Here is a 21424-nt window from a genome sequence, read left to right as displayed (position 1 = left end):
CTCGTCGCAGGAGGCTCATCAAATGCTTGCTCGACAAACCGGCTTATGCGTCGAGATAACGCTCGGCCAGTCGTGCCCACATGGCCGAACCCGTGGTCAGGCTGCCGTCGTTGAAGTCGTATTTCGACGAATGCAGGATCGGCGAATCCTTGCCATTGCCCAGACGCAGGAAGCTGCCGGGGCGGTGGTGCAGGTAGTAGGCAAAGTCTTCGCTGCCGGGCAGCGGCGGGCAGGTGGAGACGTTCTCGGTGCCTACCAGTTCCTGCGCCACTTCATTGGCAAAGGCGGTTTCTGCCTCGGAATTGATCACCACCGGATAACCGTATTCGTATTCGATTTCCGCAGTCGCGCCATGGCCTTCGGCAACGCTTGCCGTCAGCTTGCGGATGCGCTCTTCCAGCAGTTCTGCGACTGCCGGATCGAAATAGCGCACGCTCATCGAGATCTTTGCGGTGTTCGGAATGACGTTCGAGGCTTCACCGGCATGGATGGTGCTGACGGTGACGACAGCCGTCTGGGTCGGGTCGACATTGCGCGACACGATCGACTGCAGCGTCACGACGAGATTGCAGGCAATCAGCACCGGGTCGACGGTCAGATGCGGACGCGAAGCGTGGCCGCCCTTGCCGACAATGGTGATCTTGACCGTGTTGCCGCCGGCCATGATGGCGCCCGGACGGGTCAGAAGCGCGCCGGCAGGCATGCCCGGATGGTTGTGCAGCCCAAAGATGGCGTCGATCGGAAAACGCTCGAACAGACCGTCGGCGATCATCTTCTGCGCGCCGCTCTGCTTGCCGGCTTCCTCGGCGGGCTGGAAGATCAGCGTCACAGTGCCGTTGAAACGTTTGGTGCGGGCCAGATATTCTGCAGCACCGAGCAGCATGGTCGTGTGGCCGTCATGGCCGCAGGCATGCATTTTTCCGGGAACCGTGCTGGCATAGGATGCGCCGGTTTCTTCCAGGATCGGCAATGCGTCCATGTCGGCGCGGATGCCGATGCTCTTGGTGCCGGTGCCGTTCTTCAGGGTCGCGACAACGCCGTGGCCGCCGACATTGCGGGTGACCTCGTAGCCCCAGCCTTCCAGCTTGTCGGCCACGTAACGGGCGGTTTCTGCCTCTTCGAAGGAGAGTTCCGGATGGGCGTGCAGGTGCTGGCGAGTTGCCTTCAGTTCGGCTTCCATCGCATCGAAATCGGCAACGCGGGCGTAGAGATTGTCTTGGGTGGGCATGGTCTATCCAGACTTTTTTGAAATTCAAACAAAAGACCCCGGCCTTTCGGCCGGGGCTAGTCGGGGAGGATGTTTTATAGGAAACGCGACAGAAAAGCCTGTGTACGCGGATGCTGCGGGTTGCCGATCACATCTTCCGGCTTGCCCTGCTCGACGATGACGCCGCCATCCATGAACACCACGCGGTCGGCGGCTTCCTTGGCGAAACCGATCTCGTGGGTGACGACGATCATGGTCAGGCCCTGCTTTGCCAGATCCTTCATCGTCGCCAGCACTTCGCCGACGAGTTCGGGATCGAGCGCCGAGGTCGGCTCATCGAACAGCATCAGTTTCGGCTTGATCGCCAGCGCACGGGCAATCGCCACGCGCTGCTGCTGGCCACCGGAAAGCTGGCGCGGATAGTTGCCCTCTTTTTCCGAAAGACCGACGCGCTTCAGAAGCTGGCGGGCGTTCGCGATCGCTTCCTTGCGGCTCTGACCGTGCACACCGACCGGTGCCTCGATGATGTTCTGCAGCACCGTCATGTGCGGGTAGAGGTTGAACTGCTGGAACACCATGCCGATCTTGCGGCGTTGCTTGGCAATGCCGTTATCAGTCAGCTTTTCCAGCCGGTCGTTCTTCACCCGGTAACCGATCTGCTCGCCATCCACCTCGATAAAGCCCTGCTGAATGGCTTCGAGGTGGTTGATACAGCGCAGGAAGGTCGATTTGCCCGAGCCCGAAGGTCCAAGGATAACGACGACTTCACCGGGCGCGACATCGAGATCGATACCCTTCAGGACTTCGAGCTGGTCGAAGGCCTTGTGAACGTTGCGGGCCTGAACGAGGGGCTTTGCATCAACGGCAATTTTTTTGACAGTTGCGGTCAATGGCTTGCCTCCTCGGTCACCGCAGCCGGTTTGGCGGCGGTCGTTGCGTTGCGGCGGTCGCTGCGGCCGTAATAGGCTTCGATATAGCTCTGGCCGATGTTCAGGACAGAGGTGATCAGCAGGTACCAGATGACCGCAACCATCAGCATGGGCACGATTTCGAAGGTGCGGTTATAGATCGACTGCACCGAGTAGAGCAGGTCGGCCATGGCGATGACGCTGACCAGCGACGTTGCCTTGATCATGCTGATCAGCTGGTTGCCCGTCGGCGGAACGATCGAGCGCATCGCCTGCGGAATGATGATGCGGCGAAGCGCGCGGGCCTTGGTCATGCCAAATGCCTGCGCGGTTTCCGCCTGTCCGCGTTCAACGGACAGGAGACCACCGCGGATGATTTCCGCCATGTAGGCCGCTTCGTTGAGCGCCAGACCGACGATCGCCGCCGTCATTGGCGTGATCACCGAGTTGGTGTCCCAGCTTGCCAGCGTCGGGCCGAAGGGAATGGCCAGCGACAGGTTCGGGAACAGCGTCGACATGTTGTACCAGAAGATCAGCTGGACCAGCAGCGGCGTGCCGCGGAAGAACCAGATGAACAGCGAGGCAAAACCGCTCGCCAGCCTGTCGTCCGACATGCGCATGATGGCGATCAGCAGGCCGAGCGCCACGCCGAGGATCATGGCGATCACGGTGAGGCCAAGGCTGACGTAAAGACCGCTCAGAACCGTCGGGTCGAAGAAATACTGGGCAACGACCGGCCAGCCGAAGTTTTCGTTATTGGCGACGATCCAGCCGAAATCGACGACGACGATCGTCACGATCAGCCAGAGCGCAAGGCGCCCGTAGCGGAACGGCGCGTGGGCGGTTGCCACATCGCGGAAGTCCGCAGCGCCGGATGGCGCTGCGTTGGTCACGGTTGATTGGCTCATTTCGGCAACACGCCTCCGAGGTTGATGCCCGGCTCCTTGAGCATGTTGTTCTCAAGGCCCCACTTCTTCATGATGGTCGCATAGGTGCCGTTGTCCATCAGAACCTTGACGGCGTCCTTCAGGATCGGGCCGAGCGGCGAACCTTTCGGCACGACAGCGCCCTGGTAGAGGTTGTCGAAGCCGTTCTTTTCACCAACGCCGGTCAGTTCCAGCTGGCCGTTTGCCTGGGAAACGAAATAGGTCAGCGGTGCCTGCGAGGAGAAGAAGGCATCGGCGCGCTTGGAGCGGACGGCGAGGATCGAGGCCGGCTGGTCGGTATAGGACTGAACCTCAACCGCTGCCTTGCCGTCGGTCTTGCACTTTTCCGACTGCGCCTGGATCACGCGCTCGGCCGAGCCGCCGGCCATGACCGAGATGCGGGTGCCACAGGCGGTGTCGAGCGAGGTGATGCCCTTCGGGTTGCCCTTCTGCACGGCAAAGACCACGAATTCCTGAACCCAATCGACAAAATCGTTGGCTTCTTCACGGCTCTTGAAATCGCCGACCGGGCCGAAGGCGAACTGGTAGCGGTTGGAGTTGACGCCGGCCAGCAGTGCCGGCAGGCCGCCGACGGTTGCGTGGTCGATCTTGACGCCGAGAACCTGACCGAGCGCGTCGGTGAGATCGGCGCTGGCGCCGGTCATTTCCGTGCCGGTGACGATTTCATAGGGAGGGAACGAGCCGTTGTTGACGGAGATCATCTTGCCGGCGGTCTTGATGTCGGCCGGCAGACGGTCGTGCAGTTCCTTGACGACGTCCAGCTTGATGGCGGCGTCCTGAGCCTTGGCGACGCCGGCGAGAGCAACGCCGGCCAATGCGAGAGCGATGAGTTTCTTATGCGACATGTTCATTCCCCTTGTTTTACACAAACTACGTTTCTTGAGAGGCTAAGGTTTCAGGCTTGCGATCAACCGATGCGGCTGCCGTCGGTGTCGTATGCAAACAGTTCTTCCGGCGTCATGTGACGTTTCATGATGCCCTGCGCATGCAATTCTCCGGCAAAGTCGTCAATCATCTTGCGGTTGACGGCAAAGCCGCTGGCATCCCAGCCCTTGGGCAGTTCGCGCGAGGTTTTCAGCACTTCGTCGAACATCCACGGCGTGGTTTCGGCATATTTGCGGCGCTTCTCGGTCCACATTTTCTGCGACTCGTCGATCAGGCGGCTGACTTCGGCGACCACCCACGGGTTTTCGGCGACGATCTCGGCCTTGATGCCGATCAGGTGCATGCCGGGAACATAACCGACTTCATCGAAGTAACGGCGCTCTTCCGAACGGAAATCCGAGAGAACCTGACGATAGGGCGAACCCGGCTCGAAATAACCGTTCGGCATGAACGGCGTGAAGATCGCATCGAGGCCACCGTCACGCAAAAGGTCGACCATCGGCTTTTCGCCGGGGCAGGCCTCGATCAGGCCGGGCTGGCCAAAACCGTCCAGACGGTCGGTGATCGGATGTGCCTCGGTCAGGCGACCGGCATACCACATGGCGTCCGTGACCTCGACACCTTCGCGGCGGATGGCGGCGCGTGTCCAGGTGTTGCCGCTGTCGCGCCAGCCGGTAACGCCGATGCGTTTTCCCTTGAGCTGACCGAGCGTGGTGATGTCGCTGCCGGCCATGGTCATGATGCAGCGATGACGAAAGCCGCGCATGATGAAGTTGGGGATACCGACAACACTGTCATCACCGTCATGGCGCAGCTGGGTATAGCGGCTGAACGACATTTCGGCGGCGTCGTGATCGGGGTCCTTGCCGACATGCGACACCAGCGTGCCGATGCGATCGACCTCCAGATCGAGCTTGTCGGATGTGACGTCACCGAGGACCAGCGGCGTCATGTAGTCCCAGTCACGCAGTGCAATTTTAAGGCGCAGTGTCATTTGAGCTACTCATGTCAGAAAATGCTGATGAGCTGAGATTAAAATGTTCAATTCGAAATGATCAAATGTTATTACGTTATTGAACATTAAATTTGGTGACATAATGAGCGATGCCTACGATTCGACCTGGTTTGCTGAAAAATTAAGCGATCGCACAATTCGCGGAATCGCATTGGAAACCAGTGCGTTGATCCGCGCCGGGGCATTGCCGGTCGGGGCAAAGCTGCCTCCAATTCGCGACCTCGCTTTTTCGCTCGGTGTGAGCCCGGCGACGATTTCCGAGGCCTGGAGCGAGCTTCGTAAGCAGAAAATCATTACCGGCAGGGGGCGCAACGGTACCTGGGTAAGCGGGGATCGCTTCATCGCCAAGCCGGAACGACTGGCCAGTTCCGGCCATTACGGTTCCGGTGTTTTGGACCTGACCATGGCCGTGCCGGATCAGCGCCTGTTGCCGCCGCTCGAAAAGGCGCTGGCCTATGGCGCCCAGGCCGAGGACCTCAATAGCTACGAGCGCAGTCGAATCCTGCCGGAACTGGAGACGGAAGTCCGCAAGACATGGCCCTATGATGCCGAAGCATTCCTGACCATGAATGGCGGCTACAACGCCGTTTATACCGCCATCCACGCACTCGTGACGCCAGGTGCTCCCGTTGCCATCGAGGAGCCGACGGCCATGCGCCTTCTCGATATTCTCGAACATATCGGTGCCCATATCATTCCGGTGAAATGCGATGCGGACGGGCCGGTGCCGTCATCCCTTCAGGAGGCGATGCGCTACAAGCCGGTGGTGTTCCTGTTCCAGCCGCGCCTGCATTCGGTCACCGGCCGGACAGTGACTGCCGGACGTATGTGGGAACTGGCGGATGTCTTGCGCGGCAGCGATACGCTGATCATAGAAGACGACGGCGTTGCGGATATCGCCGAAACGCCGCGCCGTTCACTTGGCACCGAATTCCCTGACCGCGTCATCCACATCCTTTCGTTTTCGAAAACGCTTGGACCGGACCTGCGTCTGGCGGTGTTGTCCAGCACGAAAGCCATTGTCGAACAGATCCAGTCCTATCGCAGTTTCAGTGCGGCCTGGACCAGCCGCATCCTTCAAGCCTCGGTGGCCTGGCTACTGCGCGATCCGGCAACCGATGATATCGTCCGCAATGCCCGCGAGATATATCAGAAGCGCCGCGACGGTCTGACGGAACGGCTGGCGGCGCGTGGTGTCGAGGCGACGGTGGGCAGGGGCCTGTGTGCATGGGTCACGGTGGAAACGGAGCCATTTGCCCTGGTCACGCTGGCGGCACGCGGCATTGCCGCGCAGCCAGGAAACAAATTTTCGGTGCTTCGCGGCAATCATCTGCGCGTGGCAACGAGCACGCTGGAGGACCGCGCCGAGGAAGTGGCGGATGCGATTGCCCTTGCGGCAAGAGGCGGATGACGGGTTTCTATAGGGAGAAGCATCAGGCCAAGCCATGTTTTCTGAGCGGCTCCTCTTGTCCGCAGCCCGCCCATCAAGGCAAATGGCATAATAATGTCCGGCGGACGATTCTGCCCCCCACAACGACACACCCCGCGAGATACCCTTGGCCGTCTATACCGACATCACCGAAATCGACCTCAAGCAGTTCCTCAGCCAATATGACGCTGGCGAGCTGACCTCCTACAAGGGCATTGCCGAGGGTGTCGAGAACACCAATTTTCTGCTGCACACCACCAAGGATCCGCTGATTCTGACGCTCTATGAAAAGCGCGTCGAAAAATCAGACCTGCCTTTCTTCCTCGGCCTTATGCAGCATCTGGCTGATCGCGGTCTCACCTGCCCGCTGCCCTTGCCGCGCAACGATGGCGCTCTGCTGGGCGAGTTGTCGGGCCGTCCTGCCGCGCTGATCTCCTTCCTTGAGGGCATGTGGCTGCGCAAGCCGGAAGCAAAACATTGCCGTGAAGTGGGCAGCGCGCTCGCCAAGATGCACATTGCCGGCGAAGGTTTTCAGATCACCCGTCCCAACGCCCTGTCGCTCGAAGGCTGGGTGTCGCTCTGGGCAAAGGCTGCCGACCGCGCCGACGAGGTCGAGACCGGTCTGCAGGACGAAATTGCCGGCGAACTCGATTTCCTCTCCGCCCACTGGCCGAAGAACCTGCCGTCGGGCGTCATCCATGCCGACCTGTTTCAGGACAATGTCTTCTTCCTCGGCGACACGCTGTCGGGCCTGATCGATTTCTATTTCGCCTGCAACGACATGCTGGCCTATGACGTGTCGATCTGCCTCAATGCCTGGTGTTTCGAGAAAGACGGCGCTTACAATGTCACCAAGGGCAAGGCGCTGCTGGAAGGTTATCAGTCGGTGCGGCCGCTGAGCAAAGAGGAACTCGCTGCCCTGCCTATCCTGGCGCGCGGCTCAGCCCTGCGGTTCTTCCTCACCCGTCTTTACGACTGGCTGACAACCCCGGAAGGCGCGCTGGTGGTGAAAAAGGACCCGATCGAATATCTGCGCAAGCTGCGCTTCCATGCAAAAGTAACGGGCGTTGCCGATTACGGCATTTCGGGAGAGCCGGCATGAAACAGGTCGAGATCTTCACCGATGGCGCCTGTTCGGGCAATCCCGGTCCCGGCGGCTGGGGCGCTATCCTGCGTTATGGCGAAACCACCAAGGAACTGAACGGTGGCGAGGCGGAAACCACCAACAACCGCATGGAGCTGCTCGCCGCCATTTCTGCGCTGGATGCGCTGAAAAGCGAGTGCGAAGTCGATCTCTACACCGACAGCAAATATGTCATGGATGGCATATCGAAATGGATCTTTGGCTGGAAAAAGAACGGATGGAAGACTGCCGACAAGAAGCCGGTCAAGAATGGCGAACTGTGGCAGCGGCTCGATGTCGCCAACCAGCGCCACAAGGTGAAATGGCACTGGGTCAAGGGCCATGCCGGCCACCCGGAAAATGAGCGCGCCGATGAACTGGCCCGCCTCGGCATGGCGCCGTTCAAAAAATCCACGTTCGGCCGTTCGCTGCTCATCAAATAAGACATCGGCCCGGGGAATGCGACCGGGCCGATGCTATGCGGGACGTTACGGTTTCGGCGTGTCGTCCCACCTCCTCCCGTGATCCCGGCATTCTGTTGCCTGGCGAAGTGTCGATCTGCGCACGCAGCATGGAAGCTCAGGGCGTGATCGCCACCTTCAACACGCCGTCACGCTGATTGGCGAAGAGATCATAAGCCTCTTCGATCTGATCGAGCTTGAAGCGGTGGGTGACGAGACCGGACAGGTCGACGCGGCCGGAAGAGATGACGTCCTGCATGCGCCGCATGCGCTCCTTGCCACCGGGGCAAAGGGTGGTGCGGATCGATTTGTCGCCAAGCCCTGCGGAAAACGCATCGAGTGGTATGGTGAGATCGGTGGAGTAAACGCCGAGGCTGGAGAGAACGCCGCCGGGCCTGAGAACCCGTAGCGCCGCCTCGAAGGTCGATTGCGTGCCGAGCGCCTCGATCGCCACATCGACGCCGCGCCCATCGGTGATACGCATGATCGCATCCACCGGGTTTTCCGCCCGGTAATCGACCACAAAATCCGCACCCATGCGCCGCGCCATCTCCAGCCGCGCAGGCAGGGTATCGACGGCGATGATCTTTGTCGCACCGAGCAATTTGGCGCCGGCCGTGGCGCACAGCCCGATCGGTCCTTGAGCGAACACCGCGACGCAATCGCCGATCTTGATCTGCCCGGTTTCGGCGCCGGACAAGCCGGTCGACATGATGTCCGGGCACATCAGCACCTGTTCATCGGTCACCCCATCATCGATCGGCGCCAGATTGACCATGGCATCCGGCACGCACAGAAATTCGGCCTGCGCGCCGTCGATGGTGTTGCCGAACCGCCAGCCGCCCATGGCCTTGAAGCCATGTTTGGTGCCGGCGCCATCTTGCGCGCCGCAGCCGCAAAGGCAGGCCGTGCTCCAGCCCGATGGCGTGATCGCACCGGCAATCACCCGCTGGCCTTCCGCCAGCCCCTTCACGCCGGAGCCGAGCTTTTCGATGATGCCGACAGGTTCGTGGCCAATGGTCAGCCGCTTGGCGACGGGATATTCGCCTTTCAGGATATGCACATCGGTGCCGCAGATCGTCGTGGTGGTGATGCGGATCAGCGCGTCGAGCGGGCCGATCTCGGGGATCGGTTTGTCGTCGAGGACGATGCGTCCTTTTTCGACGAATATCGCCGCCTTCATCTTCTGAGTCATGCCGAGTCCTCCCTCTCGTATGCCTTGTCGATGCCCACAGAGTGACAGGTGGTGAGAACTGCTCAAGGTTGCATTTTGTCGCAGGTTGCCGCTAAATTTCGCCTATAGGTGACAATCGTCAAATCGAAAGCAAAAAGGCCGGCGGTTACCCGCCGGCCCTTCTGTCCTTTCTAAAAACGTTTCGCTCAACGATGGTGGCGGAACGGACGGCCACCGCCACGGTAATAACGCGGACCATGATGGCGGCCACGGCTCATGGCTGCACCACCGATAACGCCGGCGGCAAGACCCAGTACGCCAAGCGCGATGGCGGCATCGGCAGCACTGTTGTCGTTGACGCGGCCGACCAGTTCGTCGCCGGCGGCAGGGCGCGCGCGTACGCGAGCCGGCTTCGGCTTTGGCTGGGAGGCGAGCCAGCTCTGATAGGGCTGTTCGGAATCGGTGCGCAGCCGTGCCAGCTGGTCATAGGAAATGTAGCCGGTGGTCGGTGCATCGACGAAACCCTGCCATTGCATGATGGCATTGCGGCTGCGGGCGCCCAGCGCGCCATCGGCACCGCCGGTGGAAAAGCCCAGCGACGTCAACCGGCCCTGCACTTCGCGGCGCGTCGCTCTCTGGCTCAGCAATACGGCTTCGGTTTCCGGTGTGCCGACGGAAAAGGCCGGCTCGACGGGCGCTGCGATCTCGGCGGGTGCATTGTGTTCGTCGGCTGCCGGTGTTTCGCTGGCTACCAGCTTGACGATGCGGGCCTTGGCGATGGCCGCGAATTTACCGGCCGGATAGGCTGCAAGATAGCCGTTATATTCATCCACCGAATTGCCGCTGGAAGCGGCCTGCCACAGGGCAAATTCCTGCTCCCAGCCATCATTGGACGCGGCTGCGGCCGGTGGGGTAACTGCTGCGGGGACAGGCGCCTGTACCATGGCGTCTGGTGCCGGTGCGACGGCCGGGGCCGATACCGGGGCCGGGGCTGTTGCGGCACTGTCTGTCGCGGCGACTGCAGGCGCGAACGCCTGCGTTTCCGCAAAAACCTGACCGGTGACCAGCGAGAAGCTGACGACACTCGCCATCAGAAATTTCGCACTATGTATCTTGCCCATGACCCTTGACCCTTATGGATGATGTTTGATGTGTGGAGAGGCGGGCTTCCAGCCCGGAGCGCCGCGTGAAAATCGGATGGCAAGCGCCGGCTTCAGTCGCCGATGACGCCGTAAAAGCCGTTGAGGGCAATCTTGCAGGCGGAAACAGGCAGGCGGCTCATATAGATGCCGCCGGCCGGCGTATCGCGCAGCGCAAGGCGATTGCCCTTGCCGATCTCGCCCTTCAGACCGGTTGCCGTCGGCAGCAGCGTTCCGGAAAGAACACAGCGCTTCTTTTCGAAATCCAGCCGGTCGGCAACGGTGAGTTCGACTTTGGTGCGTTCGGAAATACGGATCCAGCATTGGACAGTGTTGTTGTTGTCGCAGCTGCCGGCATAATCGCCGGAGAGGTCGGTGGCATGCGCCGCGGTCGAGCAGAGCAGCAGACCGAATAATCCGATAAAACCATAACGCATTCTGATTGCTTTCGAATTTTCAAAAATATTCAATGCCCCGGTTTAGCCATGATCGCCTTAAAGTCGCCATAATATACGCGGTAAACGCGCATTGAAGCGGCCGGGGTATATCTCCCCTCGTGGTGATGGCTGCGGTGTGGAAAAGTAGGCATGCCCTTTCCGGGCCGGCACCGGGCACCTATCTGTCTGGCAGGATGTTACCCGGAGAATTGTCACATGATCCTGCACACCGTTCTGATCCGCTTCAAAACCTCGATCGACAAGGCGCAGAAGAAGGAGATCTTCGAAGCGATCGTTGCGCTGAAGCAAAAGCTGTCCGGCATCGTTGATGTGAAATACGGGCCGAATGTCTCGCCGGAAGGGCTTGGCGGCGGTTTCGCCGATGCGCTGGTCGTCACATTCGACACGGTCGAGGCGCGCGATGCCTATCTGGTTCACCCGGACCATGTCGTGGTCGGCGAAAAAATCGTGGCATCCGCCGAGGGCGGGCTGGCCGTGCTTCTGGAATTCGATCTGGATATATGAAAAAGGGCGCCTCGCGGGCGCCCTTCGCAACTCTGCCGGCTGACAGGTCTCAGAGACGTTCCAGCATCGCCTGTGCGCTGGAAACGGTGGCCTGGCCGGGGCTTTCCTCGATATCGAGGGATTTCACCACGCCGTCTTCCACCAGCATCGCATAACGCTTGGAGCGGATGCCGAGACCGCCGCCGGAAAGGTCCGCATCGAGGCCGAGCGCCTTGGTGAAGGCGGCATCGAAATCGGCGAGAAAATGGATTTTGCCCAGACCACCCGATGCCTGAGCCCATGCACCCATCACATGCCAGTCGTTGACGGCAACGACAGCGATATCATCGACGCCCTTAGCGATCAGTGCTTCGCGGTTGTCGAGATAACCCGGCAAATGGTTGAGCGTGCAGGTGGGCGTGAACGCGCCCGGCACGGCAAACAGCACGACGCGTTTGCCGGCAAAAAGGTCGCTCGTGTTCACTTCGGTCGGGCCATCCGCCGTCTTTTCCTTGAAAGTCGCCTGCGGCAGCTTTTCACCGATCGAAATCGTCATGTCAGTCTCCTCGTGAACCCCATTCCTGACAATCGTCAGGTCAAGGCGACTATAGGCGGCGCGGGGATCAAGGCAAGGCGGGGCGTTGACCAAAAATGGGAAGGCCGGCCGGCGGGCCGCGCCTTCAGTCGAACGCCAGCGACGTTTCCATGGCGCGCGTGCCGGCGATCACCAGAATGTCCCAGCGTTTGCCCTTGATGTCATATTTGACCGGCAGTTTTTCGATCGCCATCTCGACCAGATAGCTGTCGCCCTCGCGTTTGCCCGATGCCTCGTCGAACAATACGTAACCTTCAGGCCCAGTCACCAGAACCTGCGGCTTGTTCTGGGTGCCCTGCGGCAGGCGCAGCGCCAGCCGCAATGTCTGCTGGGCATCGGTCAGCGAATAATGGGTGACGGCAAAATCCATCGATGGCGGATCGGGCAGAAGTGCGCCGGCTTTCTGCAGGATCATGAATTCCTGTGGCGGGGTGATGTTTTCCGGCTTCAGATGCAGCAGGAAATCCGCCTGAAACGGGATGCAGATATCGCGGCACAGGCCGACAAAACTCGAGACGGTGACCGGTTCGGGGGCGGCGGGATCGTTCACCGTCAGTTCGAATGGCAGCGTCACCGGCTTGTCGTAGCCGATATCGAGCAATCTGCCGTCACCGACGCGCTTGGGCACCGGATAGGAAAGTTCGCCGATCTTGGCCGCGCCGCCCTCGGCCACGCTCAGTTTCGGCGGAATACCGGCCTCGCCCGGTTCGCGCCAATAGGTGATCCAGCCCGGCTTCGGCTCGATTTCCAGGCCGCCGCGCACCCGCCCACTGGCATCCGGCGGCAGGGTGACGATGCGCATGCGCCCGCCTTCATTCTGCGCCCACGCTGTCGTTTCAGCCGTGGCAATGGACGGCAGGCAGAACAGCGCAGCAAGGGCGAGCACGCCGGCAAGCAGGGCAGCGGCGACAATCCAGGAACGACGACGGGTATCCGGGTAGGGCAGGGTGATGTGCATGATCAAGGCCACTATTGCATCTTGCGGGTGTAGGCCAGTCAACATCTCAAAAACACAATCATTTTCGGTTGATTGACAGGAGAGACTGACCCATGTTGCAGTTGATGATCGCAAACTGACGCTGCCCGTCGGCGCACCCGGCCGGCAGCAGGCTGGAGGCACGATGGAATTCCCCACCCTTGGAGACAAACGCGAGCGCGGCTTTCTCGACGGCCAGTTCCTGATTGCCATGCCGGGTATGGAGGATGGGAACTTTGCCCGTTCCGTCGTTTATATCTGCGCCCACTCGGCCGATGGCGCCATGGGCTTCATCATCAACCGCTCGCAGCAGATTTCCTTTGTCGACGTGCTTCTGCACCTGAAGATGCTGGATGAGCACGATGCCATCCTTCTGCCGGAGAAGACGCGCGCCTTTCCCATCCTGTCCGGTGGTCCGGTGGAAACCGGCCGTGGTTTCGTGCTGCATTCGGACGATTACACCGGCGATAGTAGCATTCCGATCAGTGACGATATTTCGCTGACAGCGACGCTCGACGTGGTGCGCGCCATCAGCGAGGATCGCGGGCCGACGCGCGCCACGATGATGCTGGGTTATGCCGGTTGGGGCGCGGGCCAGCTGGAAGCGGAAATCGCCGGCAATGGCTGGCTGAACTGCCCGGCCACGGAAGAGATGATCTTTGATCATTGCCTCGAAGGCAAATACGAGCGGGCCCTTGCCACCATGGGCATCAGCGCCGCCATGCTGTCCACCGATGCCGGGCATGCCTGATTTTTATCCCGATAACAGCCTGTGATGTTTTGCGGCGCGGAACAAAAAGCACAGCAGTTCGTTCTATTTGCAGACACGGTGAAAAGAATAAAGCACCGGCAACCAAGGAGAACGACAATGGGTAGCACTGCAGACAAGATCAGCGGCAAGGGTAATGAAGTTGCCGGTAAGGTAAAGCAGGCCGCCGGCAAGGCGACCGACAACAATTCCCTGCGCGCCAAGGGCGCTGCACAGGAAGCCAAGGGCCATGCACAGCAGGCCAAGGGCAAGGCCAAGGAAGGCCTGAAGGATATCGTTGATCGCGCCTGATAGCGCGTCACGCGTGTGAGTTTTCGAAAACCTGTTTCGGCATTCGCCGAGGCAGGTTTTCTTTATCTGTACCTTTTGTTTTCTCTTTTTTCCGGGAAATACAATGCGCCTGTTCGACTGTGATCATTGCGGCCAGCCAATCCATTTCGACAACCGCAATTGCGTCAATTGCGGCCACCGCCTCGGTTTCGTGCCGGGGCAGTTGACGATGCATGCGCTTGCCGAAGACACCGATGAGGGTGGCTGGCGGCTGGTTTCCAACCCGGCGGAGAGAGTGTTTTTCTGCGCAAATGCGGATCACGACATCTGTAACTGGACGGTGCCGGCCGGCAGCGGCGAGACCTTCTGCCCTGCCTGCCGCCACAATCGCCTCGTGCCGGATGCCTCGACGGTGGATGGGCTGGAGCAATGGCGGCGCATCAGCCAGGCGCAACGCCATCTGTTTTATTCGCTGCTGAAATGGGACTTGCCGCGCACCACGCGCAACGAGGACCCGGAAGGCGGTCTGGTCTTCGATTTCCTGATCGATGAAGTGCAGCCGGATGGCACGGTGGTTGCGCCCATGACCGGCCACGAGGACGGCCTGATCGCCATCCGCGCCGCCGAAGCCGACGATGCCACCCGCGAAAAGATACGGGTGGAGATGGATGAACCCTACCGCACCATGCTCGGCCATTTCCGCCATGAGGTGGGCCATTACATGTGGGACAAGCTGGTGCGCGACCGCGGCCGGCTGGACCCGTTTCGTCTGGCCTTCGGCGACGAACGGCAGGATTATGCCGAAGCCCTGAAGCGCAATTACGAGCAGGGGCCGCCGCCGAACTGGCAGGAGGATTTCATCAGCACCTATGCAAGCTCCCATCCGTGGGAGGATTTTGCCGAAAGCTTTGCCCATTACCTGCATATCGTCGACACGCTGGAAACGGCGCGCGCCTTCGGCATGGTGGTGGAACCGCGCGGACATCAGGAAATGTCCTCGGAAATCGGCTTCAATCCATATTTCGCGCATGATGCCGAACAGCTGGTTTCGGCATGGATCCCGTTCAGCGTGGCGCTCAACGCCATGCACCGCTCTCTGGGCGTGCCGGATCTCTATCCGTTCATTCTAGGCCCGACCGTGGTGGCGAAGCTGGAGTTTATTCACGGGCTGGTGCATCAGCGGTATTGAGGGGGATTTTGGCCATTGCTTGACCGTGCCCGGGCGATAAAATGCTGATGCGCACAGGATCATTCGAATGACCAGCAAGGTAAAGATACTCTGGAGCGAGATTGCCGCGGGCAGGATGACTGTGCCGGGGTGCTATACGGCGCCCGCCAGATTTCAATCTGATCCTGACCCGGCGGATGAAGGCTGGAGCGTGGTGCTCGAATTCGAGGAACTCGATCGGGGTACTGCGCGCTTTCTGGTCGATGAGGCACCGCATCATCTGCTACGAAGCGGTGTGACATTTGAGATGTATGCCGGACGTTCACTGGCGGTAACGGTCACGGTTTTGTAGGGCTGTCATGTCGCTATACGATGAAAATGCCGAGATCCTGAGAAAGATGGAGAGGGAGGGAGCCGATCTCCGGCCTTCAAGTGTCGTAGACTTTTCTCACATGTTTCCCGATAGAGATTCCGCGGAGAAATTTGCAGGAACAGCTCGGATGGATGGATTCAGCATTACGGGCGAAGAGATCGAGCGAGAGGGCCACCGGTTTGATGTCACCGCATCTCTGGACATGCGACCGACTTGCCGCAATATCACCGATAATGAAGAACATCTGAGCAAGCTTGCGCTATCCTGTGCCGGGCAGGCCGATGGATGGGGATTTTTTAGAAGCTAAAGGTATCGGGCGGCGGATCAGGCGAACAAGAAAATCACGGTCTCCGATCTCTGGGAGACTGCACCGGCACCTTACCATTCTCGCTGACGTCTACGGCAAAATCCGCATTGGCTTCCACAAATCGCTCCGCCTCCTTCAGAGTTGTCGGGTAACGCACGCCCAGCCGGTAATACGGAAATCCTTTGGAGATTAGGAAGGCGGCAACAGCCCAGGCTTTTTTATCGGAGGCCGATGGCGGCCGAAAGTCCGAACCCGTCCGATAGGTAACTCCGCCGCAGCGCGGGCACACTTTCTGAGTGGCATCGGCGGGTCGCTTGAAAACACGCTGACAGTCGAGGCAGGCGAATTTTGTAAGTGATCGGATCATACCAAGTTACACATCCTTCAGCCTGCGCCGAACCCAGTTTTATCGCCTGTAACCTTCGATGCGGATACCGTGCTCTGTTTCGACGATCGGAAACTGTCCCAGCCTCTTCAGATTTTGGCGGATAGGAGCAAGAGCCTGAGGGGTTTTCCTGTCGGGCAGGTTGCGACTTCGCGGTGTGCTGGCGATATGCGGAAAGTCGATCCATTCGATGGCGCGCAGTTCGATTGGGCCGAATTGCAAGTCCATGTAGGGGTGCGGTGGCCATAAGGCTACCGGGCCGGGAAAAGGCATCGCCCGAACTTCGGGCGTGTCCAGAAATTTAACATGCATCTGGCCTTCCGGCATGTCTAGGTGCGCAAGTGTCGCGAACAGCTTTCGCCATTTGGTATCGGACATCAGACCGCAGGAAAATTCGCGTCTGGCACGGCGCGAAAGGCGATCAAGCATTTCCCTTGTATGAACCGACATAGGCCACGTCTCCGACCGGCAGGCGACAACTCAGCATCCATAGCCCGAAAAATGAGGCCCAATGGTGTTGCGCCCATTAAAACGGAAACAGTCCTTCATCACAACCACACATAACACGGAGTTTCACATGACGGCACAAGGCGATGATTACAAACTCATCCTGAAAGTTCTGGGTTACGCACTGATCGAAATCCGTGCGACCGACAATGTGCGCAAGGCGCAAACGCTGGCGGACGTATTCCACAATGTCCCCGCTGGGATCGCCTATGGCAGAACGCCGGAAAATATCCGGCAGAAGCTGGAGCAGACGGCGACACGACTGAAATGCAAGGGCTATATCGATGGAATGTTCGAGGACGCACTGCAGAACATGAGACAGTGGGAAGCGAGAAAAACTACACTGAACTAGTTTTCCAGAGTGCCGAATTCGACGGTTTCCGCGCCGACAAAAAAGCCGGACGAGCGTACCTCATCGATTTTCCGCTCCGTGTCTCCGAGACAGTTGAAATCGACATAGGTCAAGCCGGCGTCCATCGTCACGGCTACGCCGAAGGATGTCACGCAGGACGATCTGTTCATGTCCTGCCCGATCCTGAACTCCCGAACATTTCGAAAGTCGAGGACACAACGTCTCCAAGTTGGCTCGTCGGCTAGATCATCCTGGCAGGTCAGGACGATGCGAATGCGCGGCAATGGTTGGTCACTGCCGTAATCGACGGATATGGTTTCGATGACGCTGTCGTTGAAGTGGTCGAAGCGAAACAGAAAATCAGACATTTCGGGCGAAATCTGCATCTGATCTGTCCGTCTGAAAAACGATTTGAGTAAGGATATCGGAAAACGCACTTGGATTTCTCTGTCCTGCCGATGCTAGGTTGATTGAAACCCGCCAGCAATCGATGTTTCGTTTACTGAGAAATTCTTATGATAGACAAGCTTGAACAGCTTTCCTTGGCCAGATGCTGGGATTACCGCCGTATCGATGAGCTTGGGATCAAGCGGTCTGCGGATTGCGTTTTTCTGTTCATCACAATGGTGATGGTGAACCCGACAAGCACGCGTCGTCTCTCGCTTCATTTCGATCAGTGCGTGGAGTTACGCCCCGAAAATATGCTGACCCTTTCCGGCATTAATCTGCAGATCGAGCCAGAGAAATCATCGCACTTTCCGGAGGTGCGATACCGCGTATTTGATGCGGAACAGGATGCCTTCGAATTTCTCTGTGGCGGCTTCGTTGTCGAGTTGGATGACGGTCGGTCGCAATAACGACCGTCGCTTCCCCCCTCACGCCCGTTTTGTCAGCGGAAACCGTTCCTTCAGCAACCGTTGCACCGAACCGGCATCCATCGGCGGGCCAAACAGATAGCTCTGGCCGTAATGGCAGCCCATTTTCACCAGATCGGCGGCGTCTTCGTCGGTCTCCACGCCCTCGGCCACCACCACCATTTCCAGCGAACGGGCCATGGCGATCACCGAGCGCAGCAGCAGTGCGCGTTTTTCGGCCGCACCCGCCACCAGCGCCTTGTCGAGCTTGATCGTGTCGAACGGGAATTGCGTCAGGTAGGCGAGCGAGGAATGGCCGGTGCCAAAATCGTCCAGTGCGAGGCTGAGGCCGGTTTCCTTGAGCTTGTTGAGCACGAGGCGGGCCTGTTCCGGGTTCTCCATCATCACCGATTCGGTCAGTTCCAGCTTGAACCGGCTCGGTTCGCAATGGGTGCGTGCGAGGATGGAACGGACGTCGTTGCAGAGATCATTGTTGATCAGCTGCGCGCTCGACAGGTTCACCGACATGAAGATCGGCAGAACACCGGTCTGGGTTTCCCAGTCCTTCAGGTCGTTTGCGGAGCGGTCGAGCGCGAACAGGCCGAGCGGGCCGATCAGGTCCGACATTTCCGCGATCGGGATGAACTCGCTCGGCGGAATCGTGCCGCGCTTGGGGTGTTCCCAGCGCATCAGCGATTCGAAACCGGCGATCTCGCCATTGTCCAGCCGGATGATCGGCTGGTAGGCCATGGTCAGTTCCTTGCGGTCCAGCGCACGGCGCAGATCCGTTTCCAGCTGCAGGCGGTCGGTGCCGGAGGCGCGGAAGGCCGGGCGGAACGGTTCGACGCGGTTGCCGCCGGCGCGTTTGGCCCGGTACATGGCAAGCTCGGCGTCGCTCAACAGGCCTTGCGCGTTTTCCTGCTGGTCCACCCATGAGGCAAGCCCGATCGAGGCCGTGAGGATGATTTCGCGATGCGCGAAATTGATAGGCACCATGATCGCCTTGGAGACGGCATCGGCAAAATCCGCCACCTTGGCCGGATCGCGTTCGGACACGAGGATGAGGCCGAACTCGTCGCCGGAGAGGCGGGCCAGCGTATCCTGCGGCTTCAGCAAACGGCGCAGGCGGCGGGTGAGCGCAATGAGAATGTTGTCACCCGCGGCGATGCCCAAACTGTCGTTCACCTGCTTGTAGCGGTCGATATCTATCGACAGCACGGTCGGGCGCACGCCATCGCTGGAAGCGGCGATGGTCAGCACCGATTGCAGACGATCGAGAAACACCTGACGGTTCGGCAGGCCGGTGAGGTTGTCGTGCATGGCATCCTGCAGCAGCCGCTCGACGGAGTTTTTCTGCTCGGTCACATCAACGACGGTGCCGACGCAACGGATGATTTCGCCGTTGGAGCCGAGAACGGGCCGGGCGCGGATTTGCAGCCAGTGGAAATGGCCGTCTTCTGCGCGGATGCGGAATTCGTGGTTCAGGCGGCCGCGGCGGTGTTCCAAGAGCACGTCGAGCGTCGCCTTGAAGCGATCGCGATCATCCGGGTGCAGGCGCGGGATCCAGTTGCGCACCGGCCCGTGCATGGTGCCGGAGGAAAGGCCGAGCTGCGCGGAAATATCCGGCGTGGTGATGACGCGGTCGCGCGCCACGTCCCAGTCCCAGACGGTATCGCCCGAGCCGGTCAGCGCCAGCGACTGGCGCTCCAGATCGGAAAACAGGCCCTGCTGATAGGCGCCGCCGGCAAAGGCGTGCTGCATGACCGTGAAGCCGATCAAGAGGACGATCAACACCAGACCACCGCCCAGCGCCGGCTGGATGATGTCGTTGTCCAGCCGCCCGGTGACGGTCAGCCAGCCGCCGAACAGCCAGACCAGCAGAACCGCCCATGTCGGCACCAGAAGAATGGCGCGGTCAAAACGGTTCATGCCGAGATAAACGATCAAAAGGATGCCGGCCGTGCCGGTCAGCGCGAAGGACAGGCGCGCAATACCGGATGCGATCGACGGATCGTAGATGGCGACGCCGAACAGCAGACCTAGACCGATGATCCAGGCAAATGTCGCATAGCCCAGATGCACGTGCCAGCGGTTGAGGTTGAGATAGGTGAACAGGAAGATCACCATTGATGAGGCCAGCGACACTTCCGCGCCGGCACGCCATATTCGCTGGTCGCTCGATGTCACCGATATGAGCTTTTCGAGAAACCCGAAGTCGACGCAGACATAGGCGAGCACCGCCCATGCAAGGGCGGCGGCGGCCGGCAGCATCGAGGTGCCCTTGACCACGAAAAGGATGGTCAGGAACACGGCAAGCAGGCCAGCGATGCCGAGCACGATGCCCTTGTAGAGCGTGAAGGAGTTGATCGAATCCTTATAGGCATCCGGTTGCCAGAGATAGATCTGCGGCAGTTGCGGAGTCGAAAGCTCGGCCACGAAAGTGATGACGGCGCCGGGGTTGAGCGTGATGCGAAACACGTCGGCATCGGGGCTGGCGATACGGTCGAGTGCAAAACCTTCGGATGGCGTGATCGAGATGATGCGCTGCGACCCGAGATCGGGCCAGAATAGCTGCGATTTTGCCAGGCGGAAATGCGGTGCGACGATGACGCGCTCCAGCTGTTCGTCGGTGACGTTGGCGAGCGCGAACACAGCCCAGTCGCCCTGGTGGCTTTGCGAGGAGGCGCGCACCTCGATACGGCGGCGGATGCCATCGGTGCCGGCAGCGGTGGAAACCTGAAAGGCTTCGCCCTGGTTGGCATAGATCTCGGTTGTCGGCGTCAGGTCGAGCGCGGTGTCGTCACGCGAAAGCTTGACCGGCTCGGCGGCGAAGGCGGCCGTTGAAACGAGGGCGGTCAGCATCAGAACCAGCGCGGCAAGAATGCGCTGCATGGTCAGGCGAGGGGCACGCTGCATCATGGTGTGCCGATCTCTGTCGGCTCACCGGCCAGTCGTGAAAACATCAGGTGGTCGCGCCACTCGCCGTTTATCTTCAGGTATTTTCGCAAGAGACCTTCCCGTTCGAAACCGGCCTTCTCGAGAAGACGCACGCTTTTCCAATTCTCTGCAATACAGGCTGCTTCGATACGGTGCAACTGAAGTCCGGTGTGGATGTAGGGTACTGCTAGCTTGAGTGCGGCGAACATATGGCCATTGCCAGCATATTTTTCACCCATCCAGTAGCCGATCATGCAGCTTTGTGCCGCTCCCCGGCGGATATAGCCGACAGTAAGCCCCCCCATCAGTGCCATGTCTTCGCGCCGGAACAGAAAAAACGGCACCGCGACGCCCGAGGAGAATTCCTGTGTATTGCGCTGCACACGCAGCCGGAAAGCGCTTTCCGTCAGTTCGTCGGCCCGCCAAGTCGGCTCCCATGGCTGCAGAAAGGCGCGGCTTCCGTCACGGGCGGCAAACCACTGGCGGTAATCGGCAAAACGCGGCAGGCGCAACAGATGGTGATCGCCGTAAAGCTCCGGCGTCTCCGGCTGCCGCGACAGGAAACGAAAGACTGATTTCGTCATGTCATGCGTGCTCCACCGGATACGGTTTCGCATATTAAAAGACCCCGCCCCAAACCCCTCCCCACAAGGGGGAGGGGCTTAACCCAGCCGATCCGCCGAGGTTCAATATGAGCAAGTG

At 59.9% G+C, this 21424-nt stretch carries 25 protein-coding genes; 11 read left to right on the top strand and 14 right to left on the bottom strand.

Going from position 1 to position 21424, the window contains the following annotated elements; all coding sequences use genetic code 11:
- Positions 1-43: 43 nt before the first annotated feature.
- From EDF70_RS13905 to EDF70_RS13885, 5 genes are all read right to left on the bottom strand, one after another.
- Complete coding sequence (locus EDF70_RS13905; RefSeq protein WP_132274388.1) at positions 44-1228, bottom strand: M20 aminoacylase family protein; 1185 nt, start codon at positions 1226-1228, stop codon at positions 44-46.
- Between the two features lie 74 nt (positions 1229-1302).
- Positions 1303-2097: an amino acid ABC transporter ATP-binding protein gene (locus EDF70_RS13900; RefSeq protein ID WP_281033596.1), complete on the bottom strand. Its 795-nt coding sequence runs from the start codon at positions 2095-2097 to the stop codon at positions 1303-1305.
- Entirely contained in the window at positions 2094-3023 is a 930-nt protein-coding gene (locus tag EDF70_RS13895; protein WP_132274385.1) for an amino acid ABC transporter permease, read from the bottom strand. Before EDF70_RS13895 ends, EDF70_RS13900 begins: the two co-directional genes overlap by 4 nt.
- Positions 3020-3907 (bottom strand): ABC transporter substrate-binding protein, encoded by an 888-nt coding sequence (locus EDF70_RS13890; RefSeq protein ID WP_132274382.1) that lies wholly within the window; start codon positions 3905-3907, stop codon positions 3020-3022. The genes EDF70_RS13895 and EDF70_RS13890 overlap by 4 nt, the downstream gene beginning before the upstream one ends.
- 62 nt (positions 3908-3969) lie before the next feature.
- Positions 3970-4941 (bottom strand): nitrate ABC transporter substrate-binding protein, encoded by a 972-nt coding sequence (locus tag EDF70_RS13885; protein ID WP_132274379.1) that lies wholly within the window; start codon positions 4939-4941, stop codon positions 3970-3972.
- Between the two features lie 103 nt (positions 4942-5044).
- Here EDF70_RS13885 and EDF70_RS13880 point away from each other — a divergent pair, with 103 nt between their 5' ends.
- The 3 genes from EDF70_RS13880 (at position 5045) to rnhA (ending at position 7957) form a co-directional block, all read left to right on the top strand.
- Complete coding sequence (locus EDF70_RS13880; RefSeq protein ID WP_132274376.1) at positions 5045-6373, top strand: PLP-dependent aminotransferase family protein; 1329 nt, start codon at positions 5045-5047, stop codon at positions 6371-6373.
- Positions 6374-6518: 145 nt separating this feature from the next.
- Entirely contained in the window at positions 6519-7493 is a 975-nt protein-coding gene (locus tag EDF70_RS13875) for a homoserine kinase (RefSeq protein ID WP_132274373.1), read from the top strand.
- Complete coding sequence (gene rnhA / locus EDF70_RS13870) at positions 7490-7957, top strand: ribonuclease HI (RefSeq protein WP_132274370.1); 468 nt, start codon at positions 7490-7492, stop codon at positions 7955-7957. The genes EDF70_RS13875 and rnhA overlap by 4 nt, the downstream gene beginning before the upstream one ends.
- 136 nt (positions 7958-8093) lie before the next feature.
- Here rnhA and EDF70_RS13865 read toward each other — a convergent pair whose 3' ends face one another.
- The 3 genes from EDF70_RS13865 to EDF70_RS13855 form a co-directional block, all read right to left on the bottom strand.
- Positions 8094-9170, bottom strand: coding sequence for an NAD(P)-dependent alcohol dehydrogenase (locus EDF70_RS13865; RefSeq protein WP_132274367.1), 1077 nt, complete (start codon positions 9168-9170; stop codon positions 8094-8096).
- A 185-nt stretch (positions 9171-9355) separates the two neighbouring features.
- Positions 9356-10270, bottom strand: a complete 915-nt coding sequence (locus EDF70_RS13860; protein WP_132274364.1) for a peptidoglycan-binding domain-containing protein — start codon at positions 10268-10270, stop codon at positions 9356-9358.
- A 92-nt stretch (positions 10271-10362) separates the two neighbouring features.
- Positions 10363-10725, bottom strand: coding sequence for a hypothetical protein (locus tag EDF70_RS13855; RefSeq protein WP_132274361.1), 363 nt, complete (start codon positions 10723-10725; stop codon positions 10363-10365).
- 216 nt (positions 10726-10941) lie between these two features.
- Between EDF70_RS13855 and EDF70_RS13850 the strand changes: the two genes are divergently transcribed.
- Entirely contained in the window at positions 10942-11250 is a 309-nt protein-coding gene (locus tag EDF70_RS13850) for a Dabb family protein (protein ID WP_132274358.1), read from the top strand.
- Positions 11251-11299: 49 nt separating this feature from the next.
- Here EDF70_RS13850 and EDF70_RS13845 read toward each other — a convergent pair whose 3' ends face one another.
- Positions 11300-11785 carry a peroxiredoxin gene (locus EDF70_RS13845; RefSeq protein ID WP_132274356.1) on the bottom strand — a complete coding sequence of 162 codons (486 nt, stop codon included), beginning with the start codon at positions 11783-11785 and terminating at the stop codon, positions 11300-11302.
- 124 nt (positions 11786-11909) lie between these two features.
- Positions 11910-12794, bottom strand: coding sequence for a protein-disulfide reductase DsbD domain-containing protein (locus EDF70_RS13840; protein ID WP_245519165.1), 885 nt, complete (start codon positions 12792-12794; stop codon positions 11910-11912).
- A 151-nt stretch (positions 12795-12945) separates the two neighbouring features.
- Between EDF70_RS13840 and EDF70_RS13835 the strand changes: the two genes are divergently transcribed.
- The 5 genes from EDF70_RS13835 (at position 12946) to EDF70_RS13815 (ending at position 15687) form a co-directional block, all read left to right on the top strand.
- Entirely contained in the window at positions 12946-13551 is a 606-nt protein-coding gene (locus EDF70_RS13835; RefSeq protein ID WP_132274353.1) for a YqgE/AlgH family protein, read from the top strand.
- A 117-nt stretch (positions 13552-13668) separates the two neighbouring features.
- A complete protein-coding gene (locus EDF70_RS13830; RefSeq protein WP_132274350.1) occupies positions 13669-13860 on the top strand; it encodes a CsbD family protein in 192 nt (63 codons plus the stop codon).
- Between the two features lie 103 nt (positions 13861-13963).
- Complete coding sequence (locus EDF70_RS13825) at positions 13964-15028, top strand: putative zinc-binding metallopeptidase (RefSeq protein ID WP_132274347.1); 1065 nt, start codon at positions 13964-13966, stop codon at positions 15026-15028.
- 67 nt (positions 15029-15095) lie between these two features.
- Complete coding sequence (locus tag EDF70_RS13820; RefSeq protein WP_132274344.1) at positions 15096-15359, top strand: hypothetical protein; 264 nt, start codon at positions 15096-15098, stop codon at positions 15357-15359.
- A 7-nt stretch (positions 15360-15366) separates the two neighbouring features.
- Entirely contained in the window at positions 15367-15687 is a 321-nt protein-coding gene (locus EDF70_RS13815) for a ribonuclease E inhibitor RraB (RefSeq protein WP_132274341.1), read from the top strand.
- Positions 15688-16093: 406 nt separating this feature from the next.
- On the opposite strand, the gene EDF70_RS13810 is transcribed toward EDF70_RS13815, so the two are convergent.
- Positions 16094-16522, bottom strand: a complete 429-nt coding sequence (locus tag EDF70_RS13810; protein ID WP_132274338.1) for a DUF6678 family protein — start codon at positions 16520-16522, stop codon at positions 16094-16096.
- A gap of 127 nt (positions 16523-16649) precedes the next feature.
- Between EDF70_RS13810 and EDF70_RS13805 the strand changes: the two genes are divergently transcribed.
- On the top strand, positions 16650-16931 hold the full coding sequence (locus EDF70_RS13805) for a hypothetical protein (RefSeq protein WP_132274335.1): 282 nt from the start codon (positions 16650-16652) through the stop codon (positions 16929-16931).
- Here EDF70_RS13805 and EDF70_RS13800 read toward each other — a convergent pair.
- Entirely contained in the window at positions 16928-17317 is a 390-nt protein-coding gene (locus EDF70_RS13800) for a hypothetical protein (RefSeq protein ID WP_132274332.1), read from the bottom strand. The genes EDF70_RS13805 and EDF70_RS13800 overlap by 4 nt on opposite strands.
- A gap of 129 nt (positions 17318-17446) precedes the next feature.
- Here EDF70_RS13800 and EDF70_RS13795 point away from each other — a divergent pair, with 129 nt between their 5' ends.
- Positions 17447-17788, top strand: coding sequence for a hypothetical protein (locus EDF70_RS13795; RefSeq protein WP_132274329.1), 342 nt, complete (start codon positions 17447-17449; stop codon positions 17786-17788).
- An 18-nt stretch (positions 17789-17806) separates the two neighbouring features.
- Here the strand turns inward: EDF70_RS13795 and EDF70_RS13790 are convergent, their stop codons facing one another.
- Entirely contained in the window at positions 17807-20704 is a 2898-nt protein-coding gene (locus EDF70_RS13790) for an EAL domain-containing protein (protein ID WP_132274326.1), read from the bottom strand.
- Positions 20701-21306: a GNAT family protein gene (locus EDF70_RS13785; RefSeq protein WP_132274324.1), complete on the bottom strand. Its 606-nt coding sequence runs from the start codon at positions 21304-21306 to the stop codon at positions 20701-20703. Before EDF70_RS13785 ends, EDF70_RS13790 begins: the two co-directional genes overlap by 4 nt.
- Positions 21307-21424: the final 118 nt, after the last annotated feature.

Origin of the sequence: Neorhizobium sp. JUb45 (genome assembly GCF_004343585.1) — a bacterium.
Lineage (GTDB): Bacteria > Pseudomonadota > Alphaproteobacteria > Rhizobiales > Rhizobiaceae > Neorhizobium.
The sequence above is the reverse complement of the archived record's forward strand: the minus strand, read 5'-3'. Positions and strand labels throughout refer to the sequence as shown.